The 26,134-nt window shown below is 61.5% G+C and carries 26 protein-coding genes; 6 read left to right on the top strand and 20 right to left on the bottom strand.

The window, feature by feature from the left end; translation table 11 throughout:
• Positions 1–12: 12 nt before the first annotated feature.
• Genes CHEJ32_RS27690 through CHEJ32_RS0105875 form a run of 9 tightly spaced genes read right to left on the bottom strand, consistent with a single transcriptional unit; the run spans position 13 to position 8,634 of the window.
• Positions 13–660 carry a cytochrome c family protein gene (locus tag CHEJ32_RS27690; protein ID WP_245260997.1) on the bottom strand — a complete coding sequence of 216 codons (648 nt, stop codon included), beginning with the start codon at positions 658–660 and terminating at the stop codon, positions 13–15.
• Positions 641–1,519, bottom strand: a complete 879-nt coding sequence (locus tag CHEJ32_RS0105910; protein WP_028033025.1) for a cytochrome c oxidase assembly protein — start codon at positions 1,517–1,519, stop codon at positions 641–643. The genes CHEJ32_RS27690 and CHEJ32_RS0105910 overlap by 20 nt, the downstream gene beginning before the upstream one ends.
• On the bottom strand, positions 1,516–1,857 hold the full coding sequence (locus tag CHEJ32_RS0105905; RefSeq protein WP_028033024.1) for a hypothetical protein: 342 nt from the start codon (positions 1,855–1,857) through the stop codon (positions 1,516–1,518). Before CHEJ32_RS0105905 ends, CHEJ32_RS0105910 begins: the two co-directional genes overlap by 4 nt.
• On the bottom strand, positions 1,858–2,460 hold the full coding sequence (locus CHEJ32_RS0105900) for a cytochrome c oxidase subunit 3 (RefSeq protein WP_028033023.1): 603 nt from the start codon (positions 2,458–2,460) through the stop codon (positions 1,858–1,860).
• Positions 2,457–4,382 (bottom strand): cytochrome c oxidase subunit I, encoded by a 1,926-nt coding sequence (gene ctaD, locus CHEJ32_RS0105895; RefSeq protein ID WP_028033022.1) that lies wholly within the window; start codon positions 4,380–4,382, stop codon positions 2,457–2,459. Before ctaD ends, CHEJ32_RS0105900 begins: the two co-directional genes overlap by 4 nt.
• Positions 4,379–5,398: a cytochrome c oxidase subunit II gene (coxB, locus tag CHEJ32_RS0105890; protein ID WP_028033021.1), complete on the bottom strand. Its 1,020-nt coding sequence runs from the start codon at positions 5,396–5,398 to the stop codon at positions 4,379–4,381. The genes ctaD and coxB overlap by 4 nt, the downstream gene beginning before the upstream one ends.
• Positions 5,395–5,934, bottom strand: coding sequence for a c-type cytochrome (locus CHEJ32_RS0105885; protein WP_051469509.1), 540 nt, complete (start codon positions 5,932–5,934; stop codon positions 5,395–5,397). Before CHEJ32_RS0105885 ends, coxB begins: the two co-directional genes overlap by 4 nt.
• Complete coding sequence (locus tag CHEJ32_RS0105880) at positions 5,931–6,815, bottom strand: substrate-binding domain-containing protein (protein ID WP_245260996.1); 885 nt, start codon at positions 6,813–6,815, stop codon at positions 5,931–5,933. The genes CHEJ32_RS0105885 and CHEJ32_RS0105880 overlap by 4 nt, the downstream gene beginning before the upstream one ends.
• Positions 6,778–8,634, bottom strand: a complete 1,857-nt coding sequence (locus CHEJ32_RS0105875; RefSeq protein WP_051469508.1) for a methanol/ethanol family PQQ-dependent dehydrogenase — start codon at positions 8,632–8,634, stop codon at positions 6,778–6,780. Before CHEJ32_RS0105875 ends, CHEJ32_RS0105880 begins: the two co-directional genes overlap by 38 nt.
• A gap of 847 nt (positions 8,635–9,481) precedes the next feature.
• Here CHEJ32_RS0105875 and CHEJ32_RS26625 point away from each other — a divergent pair.
• A complete protein-coding gene (locus tag CHEJ32_RS26625) occupies positions 9,482–10,024 on the top strand; it encodes a VirK family protein (protein ID WP_084032697.1) in 543 nt (180 codons plus the stop codon).
• Between the two features lie 453 nt (positions 10,025–10,477).
• Here the strand turns inward: CHEJ32_RS26625 and CHEJ32_RS0105865 are convergent, their stop codons facing one another.
• Genes CHEJ32_RS0105865 through CHEJ32_RS24045 form a run of 3 tightly spaced genes read right to left on the bottom strand, consistent with a single transcriptional unit; the run spans position 10,478 to position 14,363 of the window.
• A complete protein-coding gene (locus CHEJ32_RS0105865) occupies positions 10,478–11,482 on the bottom strand; it encodes an ABC transporter substrate-binding protein (RefSeq protein ID WP_084032696.1) in 1,005 nt (334 codons plus the stop codon).
• 45 nt (positions 11,483–11,527) lie between these two features.
• Positions 11,528–13,261, bottom strand: a complete 1,734-nt coding sequence (locus CHEJ32_RS0105860) for an iron ABC transporter permease (protein ID WP_028033016.1) — start codon at positions 13,259–13,261, stop codon at positions 11,528–11,530.
• A gap of 1 nt (position 13,262) precedes the next feature.
• Entirely contained in the window at positions 13,263–14,363 is a 1,101-nt protein-coding gene (locus CHEJ32_RS24045) for an ABC transporter ATP-binding protein (protein ID WP_084032695.1), read from the bottom strand.
• 152 nt (positions 14,364–14,515) lie between these two features.
• Between CHEJ32_RS24045 and CHEJ32_RS0105850 the strand changes: the two genes are divergently transcribed.
• From CHEJ32_RS0105850 to CHEJ32_RS0105830, 5 genes are read left to right on the top strand one after another with little or no spacing between them, the layout of a single operon-like run.
• Complete coding sequence (locus CHEJ32_RS0105850) at positions 14,516–15,703, top strand: CaiB/BaiF CoA-transferase family protein (RefSeq protein WP_198023827.1); 1,188 nt, start codon at positions 14,516–14,518, stop codon at positions 15,701–15,703.
• Positions 15,700–16,839, top strand: coding sequence for a 2-hydroxyacyl-CoA dehydratase family protein (locus CHEJ32_RS0105845; RefSeq protein WP_028033014.1), 1,140 nt, complete (start codon positions 15,700–15,702; stop codon positions 16,837–16,839). Before CHEJ32_RS0105850 ends, CHEJ32_RS0105845 begins: the two co-directional genes overlap by 4 nt.
• On the top strand, positions 16,832–18,118 hold the full coding sequence (locus CHEJ32_RS0105840; protein ID WP_028033013.1) for a 2-hydroxyacyl-CoA dehydratase family protein: 1,287 nt from the start codon (positions 16,832–16,834) through the stop codon (positions 18,116–18,118). Before CHEJ32_RS0105845 ends, CHEJ32_RS0105840 begins: the two co-directional genes overlap by 8 nt.
• A gap of 26 nt (positions 18,119–18,144) precedes the next feature.
• Positions 18,145–19,128 (top strand): NAD(P)H-quinone oxidoreductase, encoded by a 984-nt coding sequence (locus CHEJ32_RS0105835; protein WP_028033012.1) that lies wholly within the window; start codon positions 18,145–18,147, stop codon positions 19,126–19,128.
• Positions 19,129–19,140: 12 nt separating this feature from the next.
• The gene (locus CHEJ32_RS0105830) at positions 19,141–19,950 is read left to right on the top strand and encodes an IclR family transcriptional regulator (RefSeq protein ID WP_028033011.1); all 810 of its coding nucleotides are present in this window, start codon (positions 19,141–19,143) and stop codon (positions 19,948–19,950) included.
• Positions 19,951–20,337: 387 nt separating this feature from the next.
• On the opposite strand, the gene CHEJ32_RS0105820 is transcribed toward CHEJ32_RS0105830, so the two are convergent.
• From CHEJ32_RS0105820 to CHEJ32_RS0105785, 8 genes are all read right to left on the bottom strand, one after another.
• A complete protein-coding gene (locus CHEJ32_RS0105820; RefSeq protein ID WP_028033010.1) occupies positions 20,338–20,988 on the bottom strand; it encodes a type II secretion system protein J in 651 nt (216 codons plus the stop codon).
• The gene (locus CHEJ32_RS0105815) at positions 20,985–21,353 is read right to left on the bottom strand and encodes a type II secretion system protein J (protein ID WP_028033009.1); all 369 of its coding nucleotides are present in this window, start codon (positions 21,351–21,353) and stop codon (positions 20,985–20,987) included. Before CHEJ32_RS0105815 ends, CHEJ32_RS0105820 begins: the two co-directional genes overlap by 4 nt.
• A complete protein-coding gene (locus tag CHEJ32_RS0105810) occupies positions 21,350–21,826 on the bottom strand; it encodes a hypothetical protein (RefSeq protein ID WP_156936625.1) in 477 nt (158 codons plus the stop codon). Before CHEJ32_RS0105810 ends, CHEJ32_RS0105815 begins: the two co-directional genes overlap by 4 nt.
• Positions 21,807–22,244 (bottom strand): type II secretion system major pseudopilin GspG, encoded by a 438-nt coding sequence (gspG, locus tag CHEJ32_RS0105805; RefSeq protein WP_371179788.1) that lies wholly within the window; start codon positions 22,242–22,244, stop codon positions 21,807–21,809. Before gspG ends, CHEJ32_RS0105810 begins: the two co-directional genes overlap by 20 nt.
• 9 nt (positions 22,245–22,253) lie before the next feature.
• A complete protein-coding gene (locus CHEJ32_RS24040) occupies positions 22,254–23,513 on the bottom strand; it encodes a type II secretion system F family protein (protein ID WP_051469507.1) in 1,260 nt (419 codons plus the stop codon).
• A gap of 310 nt (positions 23,514–23,823) precedes the next feature.
• A complete protein-coding gene (locus CHEJ32_RS24035) occupies positions 23,824–24,357 on the bottom strand; it encodes a hypothetical protein (protein WP_034657941.1) in 534 nt (177 codons plus the stop codon).
• A complete protein-coding gene (locus tag CHEJ32_RS0105790; protein WP_028033006.1) occupies positions 24,354–24,962 on the bottom strand; it encodes a GspMb/PilO family protein in 609 nt (202 codons plus the stop codon). Before CHEJ32_RS0105790 ends, CHEJ32_RS24035 begins: the two co-directional genes overlap by 4 nt.
• Positions 24,959–26,026, bottom strand: coding sequence for a PilN domain-containing protein (locus tag CHEJ32_RS0105785; protein ID WP_028033005.1), 1,068 nt, complete (start codon positions 26,024–26,026; stop codon positions 24,959–24,961). The genes CHEJ32_RS0105790 and CHEJ32_RS0105785 overlap by 4 nt, the downstream gene beginning before the upstream one ends.
• Positions 26,027–26,134 lie beyond the last annotated feature (108 nt).

Genomic DNA, 26,134 nt, shown 5'->3' with positions numbered 1-26,134 from the left:
AACCGCGCTTGCCTATCGGATCGCGTAGAGATAGGCAGCCACGTCCCGCGCCTCCTGCTCGGATATCCCGGTCGAAGGCATGACCGTGTGTGGAACCACCTCCCGTGAGGAGCGCAGCCATCGGATCATGTTCTCGCGCGTATTGGGGATGACGCCGGCGAGATACAGCCGTTTTGAAAGCGTCGCATCGAGTTTTGGGCCAGCCTGCCCCTGCGCCCCCGGAACACCGGAAATCGTGTGGCATCCTGCACAACCATTCGCCAACATGATGGGTATCGCGCGTTCGGCTACGCCGCCGGTGGCAAGATCGGTTTGACGCTCCACCCGCTGGTCGCGATAGACCCAGGCGCTTGCCAGGCCCATGATCAGCACGGCCACGAGCGTAGCGGCCGCCCATCTGAAGGCTCTTGGCCGGGAAAGACGGCCGGGCGCTGAGTTGCCGCCTTGAACTGCCGGCAGAGGTAGCTCTTTACGGACCACGAGGGCCCGGGACGTCGCGATCGGACGCGGACGCGCAGGTGCTGCAGGAGCCTCGCGCCGATGGCGCAAAGTGAAAACGGCCAGCGCCGCCGCGCCCGCGCCCATGATGGCCGTGGCTATGGCGGTGTAGAAGAAGCGTCTTTCCGACAACAAGCGCCAATTACCGCGCCGGTAGCGCATGACTCGTTCCCTCGACGGATTTGCTGCTGGATTTGATCCACAAACCGGCGAGCAGCAACGCGGCACCGCCATAGACCAGGCCACCCGGCACCCACATCACCAGCCCGGCCAACTGCTGGTCCTCCAATGGCGAGAGCCCCCACAGCTCCGACAGGCCGGAGTTTTCCGGATACCAGAGACGAGGCGACAGCAGCAGCAGAACTCCAAGCAAAGACGTGTGCATGGACGTCAGGAAGAAATGTGCGACTGAAGCGCCCGGCCCCTGCTCTCCTCCTCTGCGCGGCAGCATTACCCACCAGAACAGGAGGGCCGTGCCGAAAAAGCTGGCATGCTGGGCATAATGCAGAAAGCCGCGTTCCAGAGCGGCCTCAAACAGGCCGGGCACATGCCACACCCAGATTGCAATGCCGTGCAGCACCGTCGCGACCGCCGGCCGCGTGAGATGCCTCCACAGGCCAGACAGAGCACCGGAGCGGAAGAGCCGCCCAAGGCCACGCCGCCAGGAGCGCGGCAGGCCCCACATCATCGCCGCACCGGGGCCGGAGGCTACGATCAGCGGTGCGGCCACGATCATCATCAGCTCATGCTCGATCATATGCGCGGTGAAAAGATGCTCGCTCCAGGCATGAAGCGGCGTCACAAGCGCGATGGCGAGCGCCGCCCACCCGGCGGCGAAAAGCCAAGCTTGCTGCAACCGCAATCCCTGTGCTCTGCTGCTTCGCCGGAACAGCCGCCAGGCACCGCCCGCGTAAAGCAACGCAACCGCGATCAGCGGCAGGAGGATCGCAGGGCCGACAGTCCAGCCGATCTGGGGCGCGCCCGCGCCGAAACAGATCGAAGCGTCGAAGAACCAGTTCATCGCGTGCACTCGTCCAGGATGAGCGAAGCTGCGCCCTGCATCAGCGTGACAAGGGCGAACAGTGCTGCCGTGAGCATGCCGAGCATTGCGACGAAGCGCTCGGTGCCAGCTTCACGCTCCGGCTTGAAGGAAGCGCCGCCCTGTTCGAAGGCGCGCCACGACAGCACTCCGCCGGCGATTGCGAAAAGCACAAGAAGGAGTGCCGCAAACGGGATCACAGGAACCTGATGCTGGCACTGCCATTCCACCAGCGCGTAATTGAGTTGCGTGGAAATTCCCCAGGCCAGCGGTCCGGCAAGCAATCCACCCCACGATGTACCTGCCTGCAGCGCGCGCATCTAAAACCTCGGCAGCCAATAGATGAGGAAATAGAGCGGGAGCCAGGTGAGGACGACGAAGTACCAGTAGAAGATATTGTCCTCGACATCGGCGAACCGCCTGCCGCTGTTGCCGTGATGGGTGAACATCAGGACGGCAAGGACGATCGTGTCGCCCACATCGGTCAGGAGATGGAGCGTGTGGAGGCCAAGCAGCACCCACAGCATCGAACCATAGGCATTCGTATCCCAGTAGATATTAAGGGCAGGGAATTCAAATCCGCGCACGATGAGGGGTGCCAGGCCGAATGCGGTCATGACCAGCATGCCGATGCGGACGGGGCGCATCTCGCATTTCTTCGCGTAACCGCTGAGAATGTGGTTGGGGACAAGGCTTGCCACCAAGAGGATCGTGACGATCGTGCCCGGCCAATGATTGGGCGGAGCCGCGCTGAGCGGCCAGCCAGGCGCGATATAGGCCAGATAGAGATAGGTGGCGGCGGCCAGCACGAAGCCGGTGCCTTCCAGCGCGATGAAAGCGAGCGTTCCCCACCAGGTCGGGCTGCGCGGACCTGAGCCGAATGTAGGCAGGCTCGACAATTCGAGGACGGTCCGTTCCCTCATTCTTCGTCCTCCGGCGCGCCCTTGGGCCAGAACCAGCCGATCAGCGAGACGGCGATCGGCAGCGCGCCCCAAACCACCGCCCACGGCGTGAAGATGGAGCCAAGAAAGGTGCCCCCGACGGACAGTGCCGAGAAGAAGGGCCAGATTGACGGTCTGGCCGATTTTTCTCTCAGGTCCGGTTTGGCCTCGGCGACCGTTGATATGAGCACCTCGCGGGCATCGACGCGAAGCCCTGCGGCGACGGGCATCGAGCCGCGCTCGGCCCAGAGCGGTTCCGAATGGGCGACCACGGGTATGCGCGCAAAATTGTAGTTCGGCGGTGGTGAGGAGACCGCCCATTCCAGCGTGCCGGCGTCCCAGGGGTTTTCACCTGCGGCCTCGCCACTACGGGCGCTCCGGGCGAGATTGATCACGAACAGCACGAAGCTGAGGAAGAACAAGAGTGCACCGGCGGTGATGAAGAGGTTGATGCCGCCCCAGCCGAGCTCGACAGGATAGGTGTAGACGCGGCGCGGCATGCCCCATAGCCCGACAATGTGCATCGGGAAGAACGCCGCATTGAAGCCGATGAAGGCGAGCCAGAAATGCCAGCGGCCGAGGCGCTCGCTCATCATCCGGCCGGTGAGCTTGGGAAACCAGTAATAGGTCGCGCCGAGCAGCGGAAAAACCGCCCCGCCGATCAGCACGTAATGGAAATGTGCGACCACGAAATAGGTGTCGTGCACCTGCAGGTCGAGCGGCACCGAGGCGAGCATGACGCCGGTCAAGCCTCCCGCGACGAAGATGAAGAAGAAGCCGAACACGAAGAGCAGCGGCGTCTTCAGGCGAAGCGGTCCGCCGCTCCATAGCGTCGCCAGCCAGCAGAAGATCTGTATGCCGTTCGGGATGGCGATCAGCATGCTGGAGGCGGTGAAGAAACTGGCGCCGAGCTTGGGCAGGCCGGTCGCGAACATATGGTGAACCCACAGCCCGAAGGAGAGGATACCGACGGCGATCAGGGAGAGAACCAGGGCGAGATAGCCGAAGATCGGCCGCCTGGCGAAGGTCGGGACGATGGCGGAAACCATTCCGGTCGCCGGCAGGAAGATGATGTAGACCTCCGGATGCCCGAAGAACCAGAAGAGATGCTGGAAGATCAGTGCGTCTCCGCCTTCTGCCGGATTGAATATGTGTGTGCCCACCAGCCTGTCGAGGATGAGAAAGCTCGAGGCGATCATCACCGAGGGCATGGCAAAGACGATGACGAAGGAGGTGACGAGAATTGCCCAGACGAACAGCGGTATGCGGTCGAGCGACATGCCGGGGGCGCGCTGTTTCAGCACCGTGACTATGGTGGCCACCGCCACGGCAAGGGAGGAGACCTCCGTATAGGTGATCATCTGCGCCCATACGTCCGCGCGCTTGCCGGGCGCGAATTCGGGGCCCGATAACGGCACATAGGCGAACCAGCCGATATCCGGCCCCATATTCAGGAAGAACGAGACCCAGACAAACACGCCGCCGGAAAGATAAACCCAATAGGAAAAGGCACTGAGGCGCGGGAAAGCGATGTTGCGCGTCCCAACCATCAGTGGAACGAGATAGAGGCCGACGGCCTGCATGATAGGCACGGCGAACAGGAACATCATCGTCACGCCGTGCATCGTGAAGAGCTGGTTGTAGAGGTCCGGACCGATTAGGCCGCGTTCGGGGCCTGAAAGCTGGACACGCATGGCGACGGCGCTGAGGCCGCCCAGACAGAGAAAGATCAGGGCGGTGATCAGGTATCTTCGTGCGATGACCTTATGGTCGACGCTTGAAAGAAAACCGACCAATCCCGACCTGGTCTTCCAGGTCTCCGCCAGCCGGCGCCGCAGGCTTTCTGCATCAAGTTCCGTATCCAGGATGCCTTCCGGCTTCGGCGCGAGGTCGGCGCTGCTCATTTGAGGCTCTCGAGATAGGCTACGATCGCATTGAGCTGGTCACCATCGAGATCCATGACCGGCATCTTGGAGCCGGGTTTGATACCCTGTGGATCGGCGATCCAGGCGGCAAGATTGCCGCGACTGAACCGCAAGGTGCCCGCTGCGATCGTCTGCCGGCTGGCGACGTGAGTGAGATCGGGACCGGTGATCGCCCCGGCAGGCGTGCCCTGGATCCTGTGACACATGACACAAGGGCCGTTGAGGAAGGTGTCGCGCCCGGTCCGCTGCTCTTCCGAAGAAGGTTCGACGGCCGATTTCAGCTGCTCGTCGTACCAGGCGTCGAACTCGGCCCGCGGCTGGGCGACCACAAGGGTCGCCATATGGGCGTGCTGGGCGCCGCAAAACTCCGCACACTGGCCGCGATAAATGCCGGGCCTGTCGGCCCGCAGGGTCAGCGTGTTGACCATGCCGGGAACGAGATCGAGCTTCCCATGCAGCGACGGAACCCAGAACGAGTGGATGACATCGTCCGACTCGAGAAGGAGGCGAACCGCCTCGCCTGCCGGGATGTGGATCTCGTTGGCTGTGGTCAGGATCCGGTTCGGTTCCGCGTTTTCATAACGCACCTCCCACCACCATTGATGCCCTGTGAGACGGATCGTCAGGACCGCGTCTTCGCCGATTCCCGCAAGCGTACGGTTGGCGAAGAAGCTGAGAAGTGTGAGCCCGACCAGCACCAGGGCAGTGGCACCGACCGCCGAGATCACCACGCGCGAGATCGTCCGCTCTTCGTCCTGATCGACACGAAGCGGATCGTGCAATCGCCTTTGCCTTCGACGCAACAGGATGCCGGCAACCACGCCCATTACCAGCACCCAGATGATCGTGCAGAGAACGGTGAAGAACCAGATGAGCCGCGCGAGTTCGCCGGCCGCAGGCCCCTTCGGATCCAAGGCCGACTGCACGCCGCTGCAACCGGAAAGGATGAAGGCCAGCAACACCGCGCCGGCGATCCGGCCCGCTGCCTTTGTCATGGCGATTTCCCCAGGGTGGTCGCATTCGGCAGCCTGTTTTCGGACGGATGCGCCATCATATCGTCGTTGCGGCTGGGAGCGGCCGCCTTCGAAGCATTGCCCGAGAGAGCACGCACGAATGCGGCAAGTTCCCAGATCTGATCGTCGGGTATCCGGTCACGGAAGGACGGCATCCCGTTCGGCCGGCCATCCCGGATCGTCGCGTGGATCGATTCGATGGAGCCGCCATAAATCCATTTGTCATCCATCAGGGCCGGCCCCATGCCCCCGCCGCCATTGGCATGGCAGCCCGAGCAGTTGAACCAGTCGAACAGCCTCTTGCCCTCGCTGAGATGGTAAGCGTTGTTCTCGAACTCGGCTGCCTTCGTATCGGAAAGCGACGGCCGCTCCCCTCCAGGCGCCAATGTGGTTACCGGTACGCCTTGCTCGCTGCTGCCGAGCGCCGGGTCGGGCCGGGTGTTCCGCTCCTCCCGCTCGCAGCCGGCGACCGGGATCGCGACACACAGCAGCATCAGGAGGAGAACGCGGGTTTTCATGGTGATCTACTGCCAGTCGGGTCAAGCAGCGGCACATTGTACTCGGTCAGCACCGCCTTTATCTCCGGCTTGTGCTTGGCGAGTGCAGCATCGATCTCGCCACGCAAACCCTCGTCGTCGCGGCGCACGCCCATCGAGATGTCGTAGACCATCGGTATCGTAGCCTGATCGGCCTGCGGCGAAACCGGAGCGACCTTCAGCCTCACCGGCTGTCTTTCCGCGAAATAACCGGCGAGCGGCCCCCAGGCGATCGCCACGTCGATCTCGCCCTCGGCAACCGCTTCGATAATTCTCGACGGCGGGTTTGGCAGCGAATAGTCCCCATAGACGGGAAACCCGCGCAGTCGGCCGACGATGCCACGGCGCGCCAGTTCGGTTACGGGAGGTGGGTCTGCGCCATCGTCGCCGATCAGTTGCACGCCGATCGTAAGGTCGCGAAGCCGCGGATCATCGAAGGACGAAATATCCGGCCCATCCTCGCGTGTGACGAAAACATAGCTCGACCGGTAATAGGGCGCAGTCGGGCTCAGCATTTCGAGATCAGCCGGCGTGCCCGGAATGAGATCGCAAAGGCCGGCCTTAAGCGTGTTGCGGACAAATCCGCGCCGCTGCGCCCACCAGACATAGGAGACTTCCGCTCCGAGATCCTTTGCAAGGATCTCGACGATCTTGTTCTCGAAACCCTCGCCGCGTTCATTCGAGAAAGGAAGGTTGTTCGGATCGGCGCACACTCTCAATTCCCGCGCCGACGCCGGCACTGCAAGCCCGACGATGATGGGCAGGGAGAGGACGAACCACCGGACAAGCCGACCTCCGCCCCGCCTCAGAACCGGACCCACCGTATCAAGGCAGCCGGAACACATAGAGCGCCCCTCCGGCATTGGTGGCATCCTTGAGGTCCCTCATCGCGTTGGCGAAGCCGAGCGCGGCGGTCGCATCGCGCGGATCGAGATCACCCGTCACGATGGCACCGGCCCAACCGCCCACGCCGGAAAGCACCGCGATATATTCATGCCCATCGGGGCCACGATAGGCGATAGGCTGACCGATGATCCCCGACGAGGTCTTGAACTGCCACAACAGCTCGCCCGTCCTGGCGCTCACAGCCTTGAACCAGCCTTCCATGGTCCCGTAGAACACCACGTCGCCGGCGGTCACGAGCGCTCCGCTCCAGACGGGGAAATTCTCCTTGAGCTTCCAGGCAGGTTTTTCGTTGGCGATGTCCCAGGCGGTGAATTCGCCGCGATGCCCACCTGGCCCCGGCTTCATGCGCACATTCATGCCGACATAAGGGGTGCCGGCGATATAGTTCACCTCGACGCCCTGCTCATCCATGCATAGATTGCTGTGAGGAATATAGAGCAGCCCCGTACGGGGCGAGAAGGCGGAAGGCTGCCAATCCTTGGCGCCCGATGCCGTCGGGCAGATATCGCGGACGACCTTGCCGGTGCCTGTCTTCTTCTCGGGATTCTCGATCAGCCTGCCGGTTTCAAGGTCGACGCCTTTGCTCGAATTGACGGCCCCGAACGGCTTCGCCGAGAGCACTTCGCCGGTGGTCCGGTCCAGCACGTAGACATAGCCGTTTCGCTCGGGCCGGACGAGAACCTTTCGCGGCTGGCCTTGCCAGTCCATGTCGAGCAGGATCTGCTCGTTGATCCCGTCATAATCGTGCTGGTCGTGCGGCGTCCATTGATAGAACCAATGCGCCGACCCCGTATCGGGATCGCGCGCAAAAATACCGGCCGTCCATTTGTTGTCGCCGGGGCGCAAATCCGGATTCCACGGACCCGGATTTCCAGTGCCGTGATAGATCAGGTCGAGTTCGGGATCGTAGGAAATCCAGCCCCACACATTGCCGCCGCCGATCTTCCACGCGTCCGGCGGCCAGCTTGTGACGCCCAGATCCCTCCCTTGGTCCATCTCGTAGAAGGGCTTGAACTCCGCCCCGATGAGCACTTCATTGTCCGGGCCGGTGCTGTAGGCGGTCCAGACAACGTGCCCATCATCGACATCGAGCGCTTTGATCCAGCCGCGCACGCCCAGTTCGCCGCCGGAATTGCCGACCAGTACCTTGTCCTTCACCACCAGCGGCGCCATCGTGATGGTCTCGCCGATATTGATGTTGCCGATCTTCGTGTTCCAGACCTGCTCGCCGGTCTCGGCATCGACGGCGACCGCATGACCATCGAGCGTGGCGAAGAATATGCGGCCGTTCGAAAAGACAGCGCCCCGATTCACCACGTCGCAGCAGGCCACGCCCTGCGCAGCAGGTTCGGGCTTCGGCTCGAATTTCCATTTCATTGGAGCGCCCGGCTTGGTGAGGTCGAGCGCATAAAGGATGTTGGGAAAGGGGGTGACGATATACATTGTGGCGCCGACGACCAAGGGCGCTGCCTCATGACCTTTCGCCACGCCGGTTGAGAAGGTGAAGGCCACCTGCAGCCGGCCCACATTGCTCTCATTGATCTCGCTCAGCTCGCTGTAGCGCGTGGAGGCGTAATTCTTGGCGGGCATCGTCCATTGCCCGTCATCGGCCGGAGCGGCGGCTGGTGGCGGCGCTATGTTCGCGCCGGGGCTTTGCTGGCCAAGGGCGGGCCCAAGGACTGCAAAAGAAAGCAGTCCCGCCGTGAAGGCGGCGAGCACTTTGCATCTCAAGCCGATTACGGGTTCACCTTCAAAGGCTGGAGACCTGCGGCTCATGATTGAGGCTCTCGTTGAAGCCTCCCCTAAATGCTCAGATCAAATCGTTTGTTCCTTCAATGAAGATGCTGCTCGACACGACGCGTTCGAAAGCGAAGCAGAAGATTGCGGAGGAACGCGCCAAAGTCGCCGCCGCGGTGCGCGAGCATCACCGGACCAATCTCTGAGCACGCTGAGGGCGCGCCAAAAGCCCGCTCTCCGACCTCGTCTATTGCGGCGTCCGCAGCAGCCATGCTCGCTGCAGCGCCGTTTCGCCTGCTCGGCAGACAACACAAACGGCTCCTGCACGAATGGTCGCACAATGCGGCCCCAAAGCCCCGGAGTACCGTTCGCATCGGGATGAACCGCAATATCCGTCGTGAGGTAAAAGTGGTCAGTCATCCCACTGATCTCATGGCAGCGCTGAAGGACGCAGCCCGGAAGATTGAGCGGGGCAGTCTAGAAGCAGGCCGTTATTGCAGTGGCTAAACGGACCGCAACGGTGCGCGCGACACAGCCAGATGATGCGGATAAACCTGTTTGGCCGGGTGCATCTTAAGGCGTTGACGAGTGCCAGAGCGGGCGAGCGCTGCCGACAGCTCTCGCCAGATTTTAATCTCCGTCGAAGATCGCGAAGTGATTGCCAGGATGCCTTTCCCTCACCGGAACCGATACCTCGGAAATCTCGGCGCAGTTTTGAGTTTTGCATTGTTCTGCGCACGCTCGATTGGACTGCCAGCCATCAAGTGGGATTGAAAGCCATCCTGATATCGTTTACGCCTGACCGGGTTCCAACCAACCGCTAAGGAGCGACGGCAGAAACGTAAACAAACATTATAATGACCATGCCATTCCCTTGGTGATATCCATGACAGTTGTATGTCAAGTTTCACGTCAGCAATCGCCAAGTTTATTGTTAGCTCATTTCTTACAAACAGTCTTTGAGGCGACATATGTTGCGTTACTTGTTTGGACTAATAACGGTGTCTATCGTTGCCCCCCAACTAGCTCTGGCGGAACCCCCTCTCCTTATGAGCAGCTGCGTGATAGGCTTCTTAGCGGGAAAGAAACCGTATCAATTTCTGATTTGAAGAAGTGTACTCAAAAATCGGGAACGATAATCACCAATATTAGATCTGTCGGCGGGTTCTGGATTGATGCGTTTCAAATCCTTCCAGAGCCTAACGCTCACATTGCTTATGCCGATGAGCATTTCACCGTAACGCCTGATGGAGCGCCTGTTATTGAGTTTCTCCAATATAGGGTCGCATCGAATAATATCGGAACCTTGACCGTGAGAAGGCTTTCTCCGGTCACCTACAAACCTCTGTCTGAACCAATCGTTTTTGAATGTCAGATCGGGGATGGGCTGCGTTTCCTTCCAGAAGAGGGCTTACTGCCCGCAAATTAATACCTTTGCCCATGAGGCAAGCTTCCATAATCCATTCAAATGGAAGCTGTCCGGCGTCCGCGAAGTAGTTTTCGCATCCGCCGGGTTCGATTGTTGAGACAAGATGGCCGATGTGGCGCCAAAAGCCCCCTCGCTCGTCCGTGGGCGCGCCGCTTCCAGTGTTTGATCTTTGGAAGGCCTTCGATCGGGTTGAGGGGTGGCCGCATCCAGCCGGCGGCAACAGCAAGCATAAGGCGCCTTAGGGAACGCCGCCCCCACGCCCTTTTCGCCCGATGAGGGTCGATGAGCGAACCCGTCCGGCTTCGGCCTACGGCACCCGTCTACGGCCTTCGCCCGGCCGTGCTCATCAATCTTGAGCGTCTTTGGGCGGAAACTGCTTCATGGCGGAAGAAAAGAGCCGCGGTTCCTGCGAACCGCGGCATCGGCATAATTGGTCGAGCTCGGGAAAGCAGCTTATTGCAGTCCCATCAACTGATAGATCTTTTCCGACGCGGCCATGGCGTCTGTCGGTTCGATATTGACGATCTGCGGCATCGTGCGAGTGTTTTCGATGCCCTCGATCGGAGAGAAGCCGTCGAAATTATTGATTGCCTGCGCTTCCTTCGTCATCAGGAACGCTACGAAAAGCTTGGCTGCATTGGCGTGCGGTGCCTTGGCGACCAGGCTGGCTACGTTGTTCGAAGAAATCGACGGCTCGGGGAAACTCTCGCCGAGCGGGGCGCCGGACGCAACGAGGCCCGTCACCACCTGATGAATCCCAGGCGCATAGATCGCCTGAGCGCCTGCGGCAACCTGCTGGATGCCCGGAACCGCGCTCGGCGAGTAGGTTGCGTGGCTGCCAAGCTTCTCGAGAAACGCGTCTCCGTAGAGATCATGCAGCATCTTGTAGAACTGGTTCGACGTTACGCTGGAACGTGGGTCGGTGAGGATCACCTGTCCTTCATAGGCCGGATCGTTCAGTTGCTCCCAACTCGTCAGGCCGTTCGGAACAAGGTCCTTGTTCCATACGAGGGAATAGGGATTGTAGCCGATGGTGATCGTGCCCTCGGACTTTGCTTCCTGCGGCCATTCCGCATAACCAGGAACGGTCTCGACCGACGAGAACAATCCCTTCGCAAAGAGGTCATCGTGGAAGGCGCGGTCAGTGGAATAGTAGACATCAGCAATGGTATTGTCGGTGTCGTTCTCGGCCACGAAACGTTGCGCAAGCGCCGATGACGCCTGCCGCTGAATGTCGACCTTGATGCCATGAGCGGCGGTAAATGCAGCCGACAGCTTCTCCATCAACGAGGGGTCGACGTTTGTGTAGACCGTTAGCGAACCCTCGGCCTTCGCAGCGGCAACAAGGTCTGCAGGCATTTCGGCCTGTGCTGCCGCGCCCGAGGTCGCGGCTATCATCAGCGCTGCCGCCGAAGCGAGCGTGGCAAGGCGGGTCCTGAACGTGTTCATTTCACTCATTGCTTCCTCCCTTGAAGTGTTGCGGATGATCGGTTCCTGGCGGAATCATGACGTTGTCAGACGCTGGCTGCGGCGGGTGATGAACAGCATCAGGCCGACGAGCGAGGCGGAGATGGCGGTGATGACCAGTGCAAGCGAGGCGACCTGCGGGAAGTTTCCGAAATTCCACAGGTCGAGCAGGACGCGGCCGATGACCGGATTATGCGTGCCGGAAAGGAATGCGGAGGCAGTGACTTCACCGACAGTGTGAACGAAGACCATGATCCAGCCGGCAACAAGCCCGGGCATTGCCAGCGGAAGCGAGATTCTCCAAAGGGTTTTCATGTCCGAGGCCTTGGAGACACGCGATGCTTCCGACAATTCGCCGCCGATCGAGGCAGCGGCCGATGCGGCAGCACGGGCGGCGTAGCTGAGCGTCATGACGATATAGGCCAGCAACAGGATCGCCGTTGTCCCGTAGATGCGAAGCGGCTCGCGGCTGAAGGCAAGAATGAAGGCAACGCCAATAACCGTGTGCGGGATCGTCGCCGGAATGCCGGTCAGAATGTCGGCGAGCTTGCGCGCCTTGCCATTGCGCGCGAAGTGAAGCGCGAACGCCCCCGTGACCAGCATGTTGAACGAAGCCACGATGAAGCCAAGCGTGACGCTGTTGATCAGCGCGCTCACCGTCTGCCGGTTCTCAAACAGGACGAAGCTGAAGTTTGCAAGCGTCAAGGTCGAGAAATTAACGGCCGGCGTCCAGAAGGGCTGGAGCGAGACGAGCAGCAGGCCCAGGATCGGCAGCACCGCAGTCGCTAAAAGATAGAGTACCGCGACCGCGTAGGCGATCCAGCGCAGCTTTCCCAGGCGCACCGGCGTTGCGCGAAAGCCCTTGCCCGAGATTGCAGCGTTGCGGCCAGGACGAGTAACGAGGTTCTGCAGGACCAGCAGGATCTGAACCAACGCCAGCAGGCCGATCGACAGCGTGATTGCGGGGCCGGTCTGCGCCGGATAGGACTGCAGCAGGCGGAAAATATAAACCGAGATGACGTCGATGCGTGCACCGCCACCAAGGACGGCCGGTACAGAGAAAAGGCTGAGACCGGAAATGACGCCGAGGAGAAGCGATGCCGCAAGCGCTGGGCGGATGGCGGGCAGCGTAACACGCATCATCGTCTTGATCGGCCCCGCCCCGCCGGTCCGCGAGGCTTCTTCCATCGCCGGATCGACCCGCTGAAGGGCTGCGGAAACGACAAGAAACACGTACGGAACCGTGTAGAGGCTGGTGATGATCACGAGGCCCCACATCGTATAGATGTTAAAAGGGCCGGTGCGCATCGTGATGCCGAAGTGCTCGAGCAAATTGCGCAGGGCAAAGTTGGCGAGGCCGGCGCGCGGGTCGAGCAGCACTGCCCAGCCGATGACGCCCGCTACCGGCGGAACGATCAGGGCGCAAAGCGGCAGCAATTGCCCGATAAAACCGAGGCTCGCGTCACTGCGCTCATTGATCCAGGCGAGGATCGACCCGATCAGGAGAGCAATGGCGGTGGCGCCGAAGACAACGATCAACGTGTTGAGAATGACGGTTGGCACCGTTCGCGACAGCGGCCCGTCGACCAGCGAATGGAAACTGGCGACGATGTTGTCATACTCATAGACGATGGCGAGACCGAGCGGGTAGATGATCAGGAGAGCCATCAAGCCGAGCGTCAGCCACAGCACGAAGGAAAATGGCGTCAGCCCAGATCGCGACCACCAGGTGAAGCCGCTCTGGCTCGGCGCGGCGCTGTCAACGCTCATGTCACGTACCCTGCGCAAAGACGTGGACGCGCAAAGGCGGGCAGGTCACCGTAAGGTTTCCGTCTGCGTTTGCGGTGACAGGCGCTTGCGTGGTGATGAGCAGTTCTCCGCCTTCCGTTTCCAGGAAATGCTGGCGCACCGCCCCCAGGTAGAGCGAGCGCACGAGGCGGCCGGTGATGCGGTTGTCGATGTTGGCATCGGCCGCGACATCGCAGTGCTCGGGACGGATCATCACCGAGACCTTCTGTCCTTCAGCGATCGATTTCGGAAAGTTTGCTGATTTCAGTTCTCCGAAAGCGGTGCGAACGCGCAGCGCGTCGCCAGTTCCGACGACCGTTCCTTCAAGCTCGTTTGCCGATCCTACGAAATCGGCAACATAGCGCGAGACAGGATGATCATAGATCTCTTCCGGCGCGCCGATCTGCGCAACGGTACCAACGTCCATCACGGCGATGCGGTTGGCCAAGGCCAATGCTTCGGTTTGGTCGTGCGTTACATAGACGGCGGCAAAGCCGATCTGGCTTTGAAGGGAAAGAAGTTCAAGGCGTAGCCGTTCGCGAACCTTGGCGTCGAGGTTCGACAATGGTTCGTCGAACAGGACGAGGCCGTCACCGGAGACGATGGCGCGCGCCAATGCGACACGCTGCTGCTGGCCGCCGCTGAGCTGCCCGGGATATGCCGCCGCATATTTTCCGAGACCGACTTTGTCGAGAGCGTCCTGGGCACGTCGTGCAGCCTCCCGCTGTGGCTTCCCGGAGTTGCGGATCGGATAAATCACGTTCTCAAGCACGCTCATATGCGGCCATAGCGCATAGGACTGGAACACCATCGACAAATGGCGCTTCTCCGGCGGCACATAGATGCCCGCCTTTGAAGAAAAGACCACCTTGCCGTCGATCAGGATTTCTCCCGAATCCGGCTCTTCAAGCCCGGCAATGCAGCGCAGAAGCGTGGTCTTTCCACATCCGCTTGGACCGAGAAGTACGACGAATTCGGCGGGGTCGATATCGAGCGAGACATTGTCCAACGCCACGTGTGCCCCCCGGCGGGTCCGATAGACCTTGGTCAGGTTGCGCACCGAAACTCGTGGGGCAGATACCATTCTCCCTCCCTCCCGCCCGGCCCTTGCGGTCCGTTCCAGATTTCCTCTTGCATAAGTTTTTCAGAATGTATCATGTTATGCAATAGAAAATCACATCGTGAAAAAGCCGACGTGTCTACGCCGGGATCCGGAGGAGTTTGATGGCGAAAGCAATGCAGGGCATGAAGGTGCTTGATTTGACGCATGTCATGGCTGGCCCTTTTTGCACGCGGCAGCTGGTTCTGCTTGGGGCGGATGTCATCAAGATTGAGAAACCCGGCGACGGCGACGTGATGCGGTACTACGGACACGATCCGCGTTTCGGCCGCAACTCCCCCAACTTCGTCGGCTACAACGCCGGTAAGAAGTCGGTCGCGCTAGACTGGACGACCGAGCTGGGAGCCGAAGCCCTTCGCCGCCTCGTTGCCGAAGCTGATGTACTGGTGGAGAACTTTCGGCCAGGGGTGCTCGAAGCACGTGGCTTCGGTTACGAAGCCTGCCGTGCCATAAAGCCGGACCTCATCTATTGCTCGATCTCCGGCTACGGCCAGGAATCGATCCTGCGCGACAATCCCGCGTATGACCATATCGCACAAGCCATGTCGGGCCTGATGTCGCTGCAGGGCAGCGAGCAGGATCCACCCATGAAGGTTGGATTTCCGCTGGTCGACACCTTTTCCGGACATATGGCCGCTTTCGCCATCGTCTCGGCTGTACTACGCCGCGAGCGGACGGGCGAAGGCCAGCGTCTCGACGTCTCGATGCTGGACGCGTCAATGGTGCTGATGTCGTCGATGATACTCAAATACAATGCGACTGGCGTCGTCCCCAAACGGGTGGGCAACAAGGGCTTCAGCCTGAGTGCCACCGCAGACATGTTCCCGACCCGTGATCGTCCGATCTCGATCGGAGCCAATACTGACAAGCAGTTCGCCGCCCTGTGCAAGGTTCTCGGCGTTGAGGAGCTGATTGACGATCCGCGCTACAAGGATGCGTCAGGCCGCTGGGAGCATGCCGCTACGCTTCGCCCGATGGTCAGCAGCCGAATCGCCGAATGGGAAGCGGAAGAACTTGAGGTGGCCCTGAACAAGGCGAGCGTTCCAGCGGCGGTGGTTAGGGATCTCAAAGGCATCGTGGCCCACCCGCATTTTAATGATCGGCCGACTTTCCAGACGATCGACGTGCCCTCGTGGGGGCGCGAGATGAAGGTGCTTAATGGCGGTTTCCTTGCGAACGAGGATTCCCCGGAATCAACTGCGACGTCGCCGGACCTCGGTGAGCATACTGAGGATGTGCTGCGCGCGCTGGGCTTCGATGGCGACAAGCTAGAAAGCCTTTTGGCAGGGGCCCAAATGCAATGATCATGGGCAACAACGCAGCACGGGCGTTAGCCCGGCTTGGGGGCGCCTGGTCGGCCCCGGACGCGACTGCGCGCCAAAAGAAGGCGGAGGGTGAGCCCGTTGTGGGCTTTCTCGGCGCAACTGCGCCGGTGGAAATGATCGCGGCGAGCAGAGCTTATCCTTTTCGCCTCAAGGGAACAGCGCCAGGTACGGAGGATCTGACAACCGAGTTCGCCGATAGACTGATGGAGCCGGTTCGCGAAGCCTACCTCCGGCATCTTTTCGACCGCATGCTGAAGGGAGAATTTCAGTGGCTCGACCTTCTGGTAATTCCTCGCACGTCCGAGGGCCTGCTGCAGTTCTACTATCTCCTGGACTATGCCAAGAGCCTGGAGCACGGCGAGCGCCTTCCACCCGTGTACTTGCTGGATTTTCTGCAGACGCCACACGACTACAGCGTCCGTTACAATCATTCGATGCTGTGCGAGTTCGCAAATCGCCTTGAGGAAGTTACCGGCACACGACCCGACTCGGCTTCGATCTCGCAGCAGATAGTGCGCTACAACGCTGGACGGGCGGCATTTCGAAACATCAGCGTTGGCGGGAAACTTGACGGCGTGCAACGGCTCAAGCTTGCGGCCTTCGGCCAGCATGAACCTATCGAGGACTTCTGCTCAATCATCGAGGGCCTGGCAGAACTCCCACCCTGCCCGTCTGCGGTCCGCATCGGACTTTCAGGTTCTCCGCACGAGAACGCATCGCTTTATGAAGCTTTGGCGGCTCATGGGTTGGATGTAGCGGTCGAGGATCACGATTGGGGTGGTGCGATCTACGAGCATGACGTAAGCGAGGCGGCCGAGCCGATCGAGGCACTGGAGACCCGCTACCGCCTTTACGGCATCAGCATGCGCCAGTTCCAGAGACGGCATCCCGAGCTTGATCTCAATGGTGAAGAGGCCCGCGTAAAGGCTGTCGCTTTCTATTTCGAGGAGAACGACGACACGCTCGGCTGGGAGTACCCGGACGAGAGGGTGCGCCTCGAAAGGCTCGGAATAGCCGCACCCATGCTGCGTGGTCCGGTCAACGGCGAAGCCTGTCTGGGTGGCATCGCCGATCTTGCGGCGCGTCTGCAGAACGGGGGAACGGCTCATGGGTGAGATTTTCACATCGGTAGCCAACGAGCCGTTGGCGACGACGGCGCTGGCCAAAGAAAAGCAGAAAGGCTGGTTCGTCGATTTTAGGACCCGCTCGATGGAACAGGGCGAGCCCTATGTGATCGCGGCTGCGGTGAGCCCGCACGAGATATTCCATACGATGGACGTACCGGTCGTAACCAACACCTGGTACTCGTCGATCATTTCCGCGAAGCGCCAGTCGCCCTACTATTTCGACCTGATGGAGAAGCTCGGCTTCCACGCCGACCTGCCTCGCTACCTCAGCTTGCCGATGATGACGACGCTCGACAATGATCCAGAGCGTGCCCCCTATGGCGGGTTGCCGAAACCGGCGCTGATCCTAGACCGGCTGCGCGGGGATTATGCACAGCGCATCTCATCGAAGTGGGCGAAGGCCTTCGATGCCGAAACCTTCTTTCTCGACGTTCCGGCGCAGAAAAAGCTGATCCCCAATTGGTGGGAACTGGCCCAGCACGATTGGGAAACGCTCTACGAGAGCCACCGTCTTGATTACCAGGTCGAGCAGCTCAAGGCTCTTATCGAGGTTGCAGAACGCACCTGTGGGCGCCGCTTCGACATGGACGAGTTCGAAGGCGAGATGCATCGCATAAACAAAGCCGGAGAAAACGTCGCACGCGCGCGAGATGCGATCGCTTCGGCCGAAAAATGCCCGGTCAGCCTTCCCGACCAGCTGACAAACGTGATGGCGGCGACATGGAACCGCGGCTCGCAATGGTCCGTCGATCACACGGCAGCCTATGCCGATTGTATAGAGGCCCGCATTGCGGAACGACAGGCGATCTGCCCTGGTGAGAAGACCCGGCTTCTGTGGCTCAACACCGGTCTGTGGTTCAACACGGGCTTTTACCGGGCTTTCGAGGAAAGCCACAATGCGGTGTTCGTCTGGTCGATGTACTCGAATTATTTCTCGGACGGCTACCGTAAGTATTTTAAGGACGATCCACTGCGCGCGCTTGCTGCGCGCTCGATCTCCATGAATGAGCAGCTGCATCTGCCGCCATGGATGGCGGGATGGATTCTCAAGCAGGCAGAGGATTTTCGCGCATCGGGCGCGGTGATGCTGACGCCAATCGGCGACCGGCTCTCCTCTTACGGCACGCGCGCGTGCATCGACATGCTAGAGCGGGCGGGCCTGCCAGTGCTCGAGGTGAGCGCAAGCATGGTTGATGCGCGCTTGTGGGACAACGATGCGATGATTGCCAAGGTGGGCGACTTCATCGACCGGAGAATAAAAGCCTGATCCCGGTCCGGCGCAAGGAGAACGAAATGTCGATGATGAGGGCAATCGAGATCGCCGAAGCAGGTGGACCGGAGGTCTTGCGGCTTGTAGAGCGGCCCGCGCCGCAGGCCGGCGCCGGCGAAGTCCTAATCAGGGTCGCCGCGGCCGGCCTGAACGGAGCCGACCTCGCCCAGCGCCGTGGCGTCTACCCCCCGCCAAAGGGCGCATCCGACATTCCGGGGCTTGAAGTTTCGGGAACGATCGAAGCCCTTGGCGAGGGCGTCGAGAACTTCGCCGTCGGTGACCGCGTCGTCGCTCTTCTGGCCGGGGGCGGCTATGCTTCATACTGCGCCGTGCCCGCCAGCCAGGTGCTCCCGCTGCCCGTGCATCTTTCCTTTGTCGAAGGTGCCGGCCTCATGGAGACCATCGTCACAGTCTGGACAAATGTCTTCGACATTGCCGGACTGGCGGAAGGCGAAACGCTTCTGGTGCATGGTGGAACAAGTGGTATCGGTACGACCGCGATCCAGCTTGCCAAGGCATTCGGTGCCCGTGTGGCGGCCACCTGCGGCAGCGAGGAGAAGGCGGAGATGTGCCGCAAACTCGGCGCAGAAACCACGATCAACTATCGCAGCGAGAATTTTGCGTCGATCCTGCGTGAGCGCCACGGCGGGGCCAACGTCGTTCTCGACATTGTCGGTGGCCCATATCTGGAGGGCAATATTCGCGCCATGGCTCCCAAAGGCCGACTGGTCTTCATCGCCTTCAACCATGGCCGCATGGGTCAACTCGACATCGCCCGCGTAATGATGAACGGCCTGACCGTTACGGGCTCGACCTTGCGAAGCCGACCGCTGGCAGAAAAGGCGCGGCTGGTGGCGGAGGTTCGCGACAAGGTGTGGCCGCTGATCCGCACCGACCGGTTCCGGCCCGTTATCGATCAGGTTTTCCCGTTGGCCCATGCCACTGCCGCCCATCAGCGGATGGAAAGTGGCGCGCACATCGGTAAGATCATCCTGACGCTGGAATAGGCGACGGGGCCGATGATGACCGGGGACGTCGAGGAGGAAGAAGGTGTAGAGGCCGGTGCACGGCAATATCGGGTCAACGTCCTCGACCGTGCGGTTTCGATCCTCGATGCGCTCTCGCGCTATGGTCCGAGCCTGACCCAGACCGAGCTGGCCAAGCTCACCGGATTGCATGTCAGCACGTGCATGCGGCTCCTCGTCAATCTCCGCCATCATGGTTTCGTCACCAAGGACGAGGACAGCGGGCGCTATCGCCTCGGCTATCGCCTGGTTGCGCTGGCAGAAGACGCTCGCGGTAATGCCGGTCTCGTCGAGGTCGCCCGCCCAGTGATGCGCGATCTTTGCCGGGCCTTCAACGAGACGGTCGTTCTCAGCGTGGTCTCGGGCGACTATCGAGTCGACCTAGAACAAGTGGTCGGCCGCCAATCCATCCGCCGCGTCGTGGCACTCGGGGTAGAAAAGCCGCTTTATGCCGGTGCTGCCGGCAGGCTGTTGCTATCAGGTTTTTCCGAGGCCGAGCTTGAGAATTACCTCAAGCGCGTCGAGCTAGAACCGCTCGCACCGCAGACGATCACGGAACCTGCAGCGCTTCGATCCTCGATCATGCAGATCCGAAAGGATGGGTATGCCGAAGGCACGCAGGAGCAATATCCTGATAGCGGATACGGAATCGTAGCGCCGGTTTGCGGGCTCCGCGGCGAGATTATTGCCGCTCTTGGCGTATCGGTCCCGCGCTTCCGTTTTACAGAAGAGCTGCGCTCGTCTTTACTGCCGGCGGTCCTTGCGGCGGCCGAAGAAGTCTCCCGGCGGATGCACGGGAGCTAATTTAGAGCACTGCCTCTCTAGTCCGATCATATCCGGCGGCCTGTCGCAGTGTCGGCGGGCCATGCTCACTGCGCGGCCAGAGCCGTTTCGTCTGCTCGGCACATACGCCAACGGCTCCTGCACGACAAGGAACGGGTGATGGCGCCGGAGGCAGCCGAGGCCGCACTGCGCGCCCCCTATGCGGAGGAGAGCAATCGGCTGAACCGCGAGCGCCGCGCCGGCATGGAGCGCGACCGTGCGAACGCACCAAAATGGACCGTGCGATCAAGGAAATCGTCGATATCATGGAGGCGTGAATGTCGATAATCAGCGGCAGTCCTGCGCCGTCTGCATGCCACACTGTTTTGCAAGCCTATTACCGGCGCCAATCGTACAACCCTGCGGAGTTCAGAAGCCGTTGCCGTAGCGCTGCAGACACGGCGCGAGCGCTTGAGCCGCGCCGCAACGCGCGGGCAGCTCGACGCGCAACCGCGCATAGGCCCATTGCCGCCACGGACGGGGAGAACTGCCGGATATTTCGATGCGGACGAGGGACGGCATGCGGTTGGTGCTTGTCCATTCGGGATTGAGCGCGCCGTCCGGCCCGGCATAGCTGAACGAAAGCTTCAGATCGCCGCGCACCAGTGGAAGATCCTCCCCGCCCTCGCCCATCATGTGATCGCGGCGGGCACGGATAAGGGCCGCGTCAGCTCCGGCCCGACCCATCGAATAGGTGATGTCATCGAGTCCCGCACGCCGCTCGTAGCCGAGCGCCGGACGTACGAAGGTGACCTTGTCGGCATGGCCGGTGAAGCGGACTTCAGTGGCCCCTCCCGAGTTGGAATAGCCGGGCTGCGCCGCCTCCAGGTCCTCGACCATCCGGTCGAGAATCACTGCCACCGTATCCTCCTGCCCGCCTCTGGCGATCATCCCCTGCCAGTGGCGCAGCCAGGTTCCGGTGTAGAGTGACAGCCCACCAAACAGCATCGTCGCGAGCACCAGCGAAGCCAATGCCTCGATCAGCGTGAAGCCGTCCCGAACGCTGCGTTTCCTCGTCATTGCAGCTTGCCGAGGCGCACCGTCTGCATCACGTCGTCGTCCGATCTGTCGGTGCTGCGAACGGTGACGGAGTAAAGCTGCCATCCGGTCTGCGCCAACGCAGCGTCGCGTTCGAAGCGGTACGGCTCCACGGTGACCGTGAAATCCCCGATCACGCTCCGGCCCGTTCGCAACGGGTTGAGGGTCATCGCGGCCGCCATGGCAGCCTGCATGCCGACACGGCGTTCGGTCGACCGTTCCAGACCCGCGAATGCGCCTGCGGTGCCCGTGATGATGCGCGCGATCGGAATGATCAGCAGCACGGCGACGGCAAGCGAGGCCAGAACCTCGATCAGCGTGAAGCCGCGTCTGCGCCGCGCTGTCATTTCGGGCTCATTTCCACGCGGCCGGTCAACCAGTCGACGCGCAGTTCGATCTCCCGGCCGCTGGCGGACAGCGTCATGACGCCCCCGCAGGACCGTCCGTCGGCAAGGAAGCGCAGGGCTCTGGTTCCGCCTCGTATGGGACACCGGTCCGATGTGACCCAGTTCATGGCCACCCCGTCCCTGATCGAGATCGGATCGGCGCCATCCACCTGGATGCGTTTGCTTCCCGGATCGACCGTCACGTCGGCGACGCTCCCCGTGGTCAGCGCCTTCGCCCTGCCTTTGCGGAATTCCCCGCTGACGCGAACCGCCGCGGCAGAAAGCTCGGCAGCCCCGATGCTGGAACGCGGGCGTGGCATCAGCACGAAGGCCGCGAGCGCGACGATTGCAAGCGCGGCGACCACGTCGAGCAGCACGACACCGCGCTGCGCCTTCTTTCGAATGCTGTTGCCCCTAGGGCTGGCCCGACACATTGGAACCACCAGGCCCTTCGGTGGTAATGCTGAACGTCTTTCCGTCGCTCACATATTTGTATTCATTGCCCCACGGATCGAGCGGGACGTTCTCGCCGCGAAGGTATGGCCCGTTCCAGACTTGGATGGTCGAAGGCTTACGCACGAGGGCTCCCAGGCCCTCGGCCTGCACCGGATAACGGCCGACATCGATGTAGAAGATGTCGAGCGCGCTCGAAAACGCCTCGATCTGAAGCTTCGCCGCGCGCTCGCGCGAGTCGGACAATTGCGCGAGAACACGAGGACCGACGAGCGCCGAGATCAGGCCGATGATGGCCAGCACGACCAGCATCTCGATCAGCGTAAAGCCCGCCCTGCGGCGCCGGGTACGCTTGCGCTGCATGAGGTCGGGACCGGATGCGAAATGTACGCTCTGCAACCAGCGCTCCTATCGGACCATGTCGTTGAAGGACATAAGAGTAGACATGATAGACACGATCATACCACCGATCAAGACACTGATCGTTGCGACCGCCGCAGGGCCGACAAGCCCGACGATACGGGCCAGCGAACGCTCCAGCCGCACTTCATAGAAGTCGGCGACACGATAGGCCAGCCCCGCGAGTTCGCCACTTTGCTCGCCGAGCCTCAACATGCGCACCGCCAGCGGGGGAAGCTGAAGAATCTCGAGCGCATGGCCAAGCCTATTTCCCTGCCTCAGCGCGTCGGAGGCCTGCTGCGCGCGTGCCCGGGCAACCTCGCCGTGGTCGATGGTATCGCTGATGAGCTTGAAGGCCACAGGAACCGCCACGCCCGTTTCGACCATGATGCCCAGGAGACGGGCAAAGCGCCCCGTCCGATAGCTTCCCGGTATCTCCGACAGAAGCGGAAGTTTTTTGGCGAAACCCCAGAGCCATGCCGAAAGAAGGCCTCGCCGCGCCGCCACCAATCCCAGCAAAACGAGTAGCGAAGCCGCAAGCAAAAGGACCAGTCCGTGGGCGCGCAGGAAATTCGAGACCGCGAACATCACCACCATAAGCGTGTCCTCCTTGCCGCTCTGCATGATCATCGGTTCGAACTGAGGAACGACCCCCACCAGGAAGAAGACCAGTACGCAGACCGTGCCGGCAAACAGGACTGCCGGATACCGCAGCGCCTCGCTGACCTTGGTCTGCAATGCCTCGAAATGCTGGCGCTCCTGGACGATGCGCGACAGGAGGGTGGGCAACTTGCCGGAGCTCTCCGCGACACGAACCATGGCGACCTGGAACGTCGGGAACAGAGCAGGCCAGGCTTCCAGCGCGCTGGAGAATGACTCGCCCGACGCCAGGTCGGTGCGAATGCCGGCAACGACGGGCTGAAGCCTGCCGCTGTCGAATTCCTTTTCCATGATCGCCAGCGCTTCGTCGATCCGGATCCCCGCATTCAGCATGATCGACAGGTCGGAGAGCAGCCGCGTGACCTGCGCCGCCGGTATACGTGTCGAAAACAGCGGTGCGCGCGATGCGGACTGCCCGCTCTCTTCGACACTTACCGGGATCAGCCCGCGCGCCCCGAGCTTCTGGACGGCATCGTCGGAATCAGACGCATCTATCCGCCCGAGTTCGATACGCCCCTCGCCGTTCAAAGCCTTGTATGCGAATGCCGTTGAGCCCATGGAGCCGAACTTTCTATCTGTACGCCCGTCGTTCGGATGCAAGCGCGACATCGCGTTGTTGCAACGTTCTGCGTCCGAACATGCGCCAATCGCGAGGTCGGATCTTTACCCCTAGCGGTTCCTTGGCGAAATCATATCCGAAATGGGTGTCCACCCTGGCGTAACGATGCAGACTCGCGCACGCAAATGCCAGATCGGAAACATCAACGCATGGATCGTTTGTCATGTTCGTGAGCAGTTCACACTCCCGAAACGGGCGAGGCCGATCCACTGGAGAGTTCGTTCCCGATCTGCGTCTGTGAGGAAATCCCTCCATCAAAATCTCTGCCGGTGCCTCGGAAGGTGCGACCGCTCGATTTGTTCAACCCCCGGGCAAATAATCATTGCCTGCTTCATATGGATCAACCCCGGAATCCATGTTCATCGGCTGCTCCGGCGGAAACATTTGTTCACCGCCTCCCTGATCGGAAAAACGCAGCGAGGCGCGTCCTCCCGCTCCATCGAGCTTGACTTCAAACTGGCCGACTGCCGTCAGGGTCCAACCTTCGCGGCTCTCCCCCGTGCGCAGCGTGAATGCCGCTATCTCGGTCGGGGCTGTGAAGGTCGCGCTGTTGAGCTTCGACGACCGCACGATGCCAACCAATTGCCAATCGGGCGCCGCGGCAGGCGGCGGCGGCTCAGGTTCCGGCTCGGGCTGCACGACGACAGGTTCCGGCTCGGCGGCAACGAACGCGACCGGAGCACTCCGGTCCGGCGAGAACAGGGGCCGATCCCGAAGCGCCGCATAGTCGCTCAGCGGGCGTTCTCTGACCGATAGCGTTTCCATGCCAAAAGACAGGCTCGAAGAGGCCGCGATGGCGGCGAGCATCATTGTCACGCGCAGCGTGGTCATCATGACTGTGGCCCCTTCTCCCAGAAGGCCGACAACGTGACGTTCAGCGACAGCGGTCGATCCATGGAACTCGAGGTCTGATCTCCCCACAACAGATCGACCTTTCGGTTCAACCGAAGCCTGAAGCTATCGACCACCATGACGGGCGAACCTGCCTCGATGGCATACATGAGATCGGGCAGCGATTGCTCCATAACCTCGATATCGGCAGTCAAACGAATGCGCTCTAAAGACTCCAACTGAGGATCGCCTATATCGGCGCCCTGACCGTCTGCGGGAACATCGACGCGCTGGATAACGGCACCCACGCTTTCCACGCGATTGGAGAGCAGACGCTGGAATTCAGCCGAGACGAGCCCGCTGGTTTGCGCATCGAGAAGAATCTTGCCCTCGCCGGCCAGAGCCTGGTCCGTCCCTTGGGGAACCGGGGAAGTGGACGCCCTGCTTTCGAGCAAGGCGGTACGTTCCTCATAGAGCGCCAGCGCCCTCACCTCCGCGCGCCAGGACAGCAGCGTATCAGCAACGAGTACAAGCGCTCCGACGACCAGCAGGGCCATGACGACCAGCGATTGAAGCCGCGTGTCGCGCCACAGCGGTGTCGTCCTCATCGCAGCGAACCTCCCGTGCGGATGAGCGGGCGGGTGTCGATCTCGAACTCCGAGGTAACGCCATCCTCCCCGCGGAGGGCCGGTCCGACAAGCTTGCTGTCTTCGAAGCGACCCGACGATTCCAGCGCAGTCAGCACTTCGGGTAAATCCATGGTCCGGCCCGAGAGACGCATGCGGCCATTGGCGAAGGACACCTCGATGGCATAGGAATGCGTCGGCAAAGCCTCAGCCAGGTCGTCCAATGCTCCCAGCGCGCTTATCGCGTCGTCCTTGATATTCAGAGCCTCCTGCTCCGGCGCTGTATCAGCCTTGTCCGGAGTCGCCGCCAGCGCGATTGCCTGGCGCGCCTTCTCGGCCCGGATCTCCACGGCGGCGCGGCGCTCGGCATAGCTGTTCTGGACCATCGGCCGCGCCGCCAGAGCCGTGACTGCAGCGACCAGGCTTACGCCCAGAACTCCGGCAAGGACGAACTTTATACGGCCGCGCGTGCTGGCGACCCGCTGCCGCTGTGTCGATACTTGCACGGCCTCCCCTTCCGGAAACGGCGCCGAGATCACGACCTGGCGGGCCTCGGCCGCGTTCAGGCAGGCCAAGGCAGCAGCGACACGCGACTTCGCAACGATCGCGACGGCGACGGTGATCTGCCGCGCCTCACGGCTGATCCCGAGGACCCTGTGGCCGAAATAGATATCGGAAGCAGGCAATGGCGAAAGCGCGCCCATCCGCGACGCGACGATGCCTTCGAGGTGGCTGGCAGCCTCTATCGGCATTTCGATCCGGCGCGCGATAACCCAGCGCGCCGGGATGCCGAGAAGGACCGTCTTTCCATTCAACGCGGTGCGCAGTGCGCCCGACGCCTGCATGTCCGGAGAAATCGGTACCAACAGGGGTGCTGACGGCTTTCGGCCGGTCGCCTGCTCGATTTCAAGCGCGCTCCCGTCGTCGTCCGCGACCCGCGCAACCACGCCGCTGGATTTGGCGCGCACGAATTCATCCAGCAGGGAGGCCGGTCCCGCGATCCAGTCATCCATGCCGCGGATCGCCGCGGTGAAATGAGAAGCCATTCCGGTCAAACCTTAGAGCGGAAGCCGGCACAGGGTCCGGAGTCCGTTGCCGCGTGAAAACAAATCACATCGGCAATTGTCGGACAAGTCCCTCAGTTAGAAATGTGG

Source organism: Chelativorans sp. J32, assembly GCF_000518985.1.
GTDB lineage: Bacteria > Pseudomonadota > Alphaproteobacteria > Rhizobiales > Rhizobiaceae > Chelativorans.
Note: the sequence above shows the minus strand (reverse complement) of the source record. Positions and strands in the feature narration are given on the sequence as shown.

What these genes read in the sequence shown, in the direction of transcription:
- CHEJ32_RS0105875 (WP_051469508.1), bottom strand. Translation starts at nt 8,634, where the DNA reads ATGAGCCGCAGGTCTCCAGCCTTTGAAGGTGAACCCGTAATCGGCTTG.
- CHEJ32_RS0105880 (WP_245260996.1), bottom strand. Translation starts at nt 6,815, where the DNA reads ATGCCGGAGGGGCGCTCTATGTGTTCCGGCTGCCTTGATACGGTGGGT.
- CHEJ32_RS0105860 (WP_028033016.1), bottom strand. Translation starts at nt 13,261, where the DNA reads ATGAGCGTTGACAGCGCCGCGCCGAGCCAGAGCGGCTTCACCTGGTGG.
- CHEJ32_RS0105810 (WP_156936625.1), bottom strand. Translation starts at nt 21,826, where the DNA reads ATGTGTCGGGCCAGCCCTAGGGGCAACAGCATTCGAAAGAAGGCGCAG.
- CHEJ32_RS24035 (WP_034657941.1), bottom strand. Translation starts at nt 24,357, where the DNA reads ATGATGACCACGCTGCGCGTGACAATGATGCTCGCCGCCATCGCGGCC.
- CHEJ32_RS0105850 (WP_198023827.1), top strand. Translation starts at nt 14,516, where the DNA reads ATGCAGGGCATGAAGGTGCTTGATTTGACGCATGTCATGGCTGGCCCT.
- CHEJ32_RS0105885 (WP_051469509.1), bottom strand. Translation starts at nt 5,934, where the DNA reads ATGAAAACCCGCGTTCTCCTCCTGATGCTGCTGTGTGTCGCGATCCCG.
- CHEJ32_RS0105840 (WP_028033013.1), top strand. Translation starts at nt 16,832, where the DNA reads ATGGGTGAGATTTTCACATCGGTAGCCAACGAGCCGTTGGCGACGACG.
- CHEJ32_RS0105865 (WP_084032696.1), bottom strand. Translation starts at nt 11,482, where the DNA reads ATGAGTGAAATGAACACGTTCAGGACCCGCCTTGCCACGCTCGCTTCG.
- CHEJ32_RS0105830 (WP_028033011.1), top strand. Translation starts at nt 19,141, where the DNA reads ATGATGACCGGGGACGTCGAGGAGGAAGAAGGTGTAGAGGCCGGTGCA.
- CHEJ32_RS0105845 (WP_028033014.1), top strand. Translation starts at nt 15,700, where the DNA reads ATGATCATGGGCAACAACGCAGCACGGGCGTTAGCCCGGCTTGGGGGC.
- CHEJ32_RS0105910 (WP_028033025.1), bottom strand. Translation starts at nt 1,519, where the DNA reads ATGAACTGGTTCTTCGACGCTTCGATCTGTTTCGGCGCGGGCGCGCCC.
- CHEJ32_RS0105835 (WP_028033012.1), top strand. Translation starts at nt 18,145, where the DNA reads ATGTCGATGATGAGGGCAATCGAGATCGCCGAAGCAGGTGGACCGGAG.
- CHEJ32_RS27690 (WP_245260997.1), bottom strand. Translation starts at nt 660, where the DNA reads ATGCGCTACCGGCGCGGTAATTGGCGCTTGTTGTCGGAAAGACGCTTC.
- CHEJ32_RS0105900 (WP_028033023.1), bottom strand. Translation starts at nt 2,460, where the DNA reads ATGAGGGAACGGACCGTCCTCGAATTGTCGAGCCTGCCTACATTCGGC.
- CHEJ32_RS24040 (WP_051469507.1), bottom strand. Translation starts at nt 23,513, where the DNA reads ATGTCGCGCTTGCATCCGAACGACGGGCGTACAGATAGAAAGTTCGGC.
- CHEJ32_RS0105815 (WP_028033009.1), bottom strand. Translation starts at nt 21,353, where the DNA reads ATGACAGCGCGGCGCAGACGCGGCTTCACGCTGATCGAGGTTCTGGCC.
- CHEJ32_RS0105820 (WP_028033010.1), bottom strand. Translation starts at nt 20,988, where the DNA reads ATGACGAGGAAACGCAGCGTTCGGGACGGCTTCACGCTGATCGAGGCA.
- CHEJ32_RS24045 (WP_084032695.1), bottom strand. Translation starts at nt 14,363, where the DNA reads ATGGTATCTGCCCCACGAGTTTCGGTGCGCAACCTGACCAAGGTCTAT.
- CHEJ32_RS0105790 (WP_028033006.1), bottom strand. Translation starts at nt 24,962, where the DNA reads ATGAGGACGACACCGCTGTGGCGCGACACGCGGCTTCAATCGCTGGTC.
- CHEJ32_RS0105785 (WP_028033005.1), bottom strand. Translation starts at nt 26,026, where the DNA reads ATGGCTTCTCATTTCACCGCGGCGATCCGCGGCATGGATGACTGGATC.
- CHEJ32_RS0105905 (WP_028033024.1), bottom strand. Translation starts at nt 1,857, where the DNA reads ATGCGCGCGCTGCAGGCAGGTACATCGTGGGGTGGATTGCTTGCCGGA.
- coxB (WP_028033021.1), bottom strand. Translation starts at nt 5,398, where the DNA reads ATGACAAAGGCAGCGGGCCGGATCGCCGGCGCGGTGTTGCTGGCCTTC.
- CHEJ32_RS26625 (WP_084032697.1), top strand. Translation starts at nt 9,482, where the DNA reads ATGACAGTTGTATGTCAAGTTTCACGTCAGCAATCGCCAAGTTTATTG.
- ctaD (WP_028033022.1), bottom strand. Translation starts at nt 4,382, where the DNA reads ATGAGCAGCGCCGACCTCGCGCCGAAGCCGGAAGGCATCCTGGATACG.